The sequence below is a fragment of the Peribacillus sp. P4_C12 genome (genome assembly GCF_056402095.1).
The window spans coordinates 1-1,296 of the sequence record NZ_JBFUIB010000821.1; the positions used below are offsets into that span (position 1 = coordinate 1).

1 protein-coding gene is annotated in these 1,296 nt (G+C 33.3%); it reads right to left on the minus strand.

Annotated elements, in window-relative coordinates; translation table 11 throughout:
- Positions 1 to 83: 83 nt before the first annotated feature.
- Positions 84 to 926, minus strand: a complete 843-nt coding sequence (gene licT / locus AC1DUW_RS29345; RefSeq protein WP_053347667.1) for a BglG family transcription antiterminator LicT — start codon at positions 924 to 926, stop codon at positions 84 to 86.
- Positions 927 to 1,296 lie beyond the last annotated feature (370 nt).

The window sequence follows — 1,296 nt, forward strand, 5'->3', positions numbered from 1 at the left end:
GGTGAAGGTTTGGCCAACTTAATGTTACCATCCAGCTATGTATTGCATGTTTACAGTCATCACCACCTTTAATGTTCCTTTACCTATCTACTCGACTCCCGAACTACCTTTGCTACATGAATGGTCAGATAAATTATTTCATTTGAGGTTAAATCGTATCCGTATTTCTTATGGATAAATAGTTGAATCTTCGAAACACATTCAAAATCTTTCACGTACTTGTTTTTAATAATCTCAAGTAACTCTTCATCAGATCCATCACTGTATGTGCTATCCGTAATTAGCCGGGAAGCGAAAAACTTTAAATGGCTAATAAAACGATAAGAGGAAACCGATTCTTCCATAATCTCAATACCAAAATGAACTCTAACAATTGTCAGCACTTCTTGAATCAACTGTGTAATCTCTTGTACGATTGGCTGTTCTTTACCCAACTGAGCATTTACAATATGAAAAGCAATAAAACCTGCTTCATCGTCAGGTAAACGGATATGTGTTTCTTTTTCTATAATATCCAGTGCTTTCATTCCAATATTAAATTCATCTTTATAAAATCGTTTTATCTCCCAAAGAAGTGCATTTTTCATCTGAATTCCTTCTCTAATTCTTTGAATTGCAGTATGGGTGTGATCACTCAATGAAATATAAATACCTTCATTGAGTTTTTTACCTAATTTGCTTTGGGCATATCCAATAATTTCATCTGTGAGTTTCATATGCTCAATGGGTATGTTATTTAGCAGTTCTTGTAATTTAGTAGATATATCTTGATTGGCTATGCGAAAAATTTTGTTTACCTTCCTTTCATCAATCACATCACCTTTTGATTTTTGATAGCCTATTCCTTTTCCCATAACAATTATCTCTTCACCGTTTTTATCTTCCGTAATAACGACATTGTTATTTAGAAGCCTTTTAATTTCCATATATTTCACTCCAATCAAGGATATTTTAGTATGGATTCATTGTATATTTCATTTTAGGGGGATTATCTATCATCCCAATATAACAAAAAAAAGCCCATTCATTACAATGCATAGAAGTACCTAAAGTCTTCTCTGCACACTAATGAATAGGCTTAGCTTGTATTTAAACAATTACTACCCAATTCCAATAATATACGTACATAATAGCCTACATTTAAAATTTCGTCAACGCCGTTAGGGGACATATCTACGGTAGGACCCCATCGCCATCAAGCTAAGGTGAATTTGTATCATCATAACGAAAAAAAACGCTATTCTTTTTGTAGAAATATACAGGAAGGATGGCGTTTTCTATGAGTTTTTCTGTTTC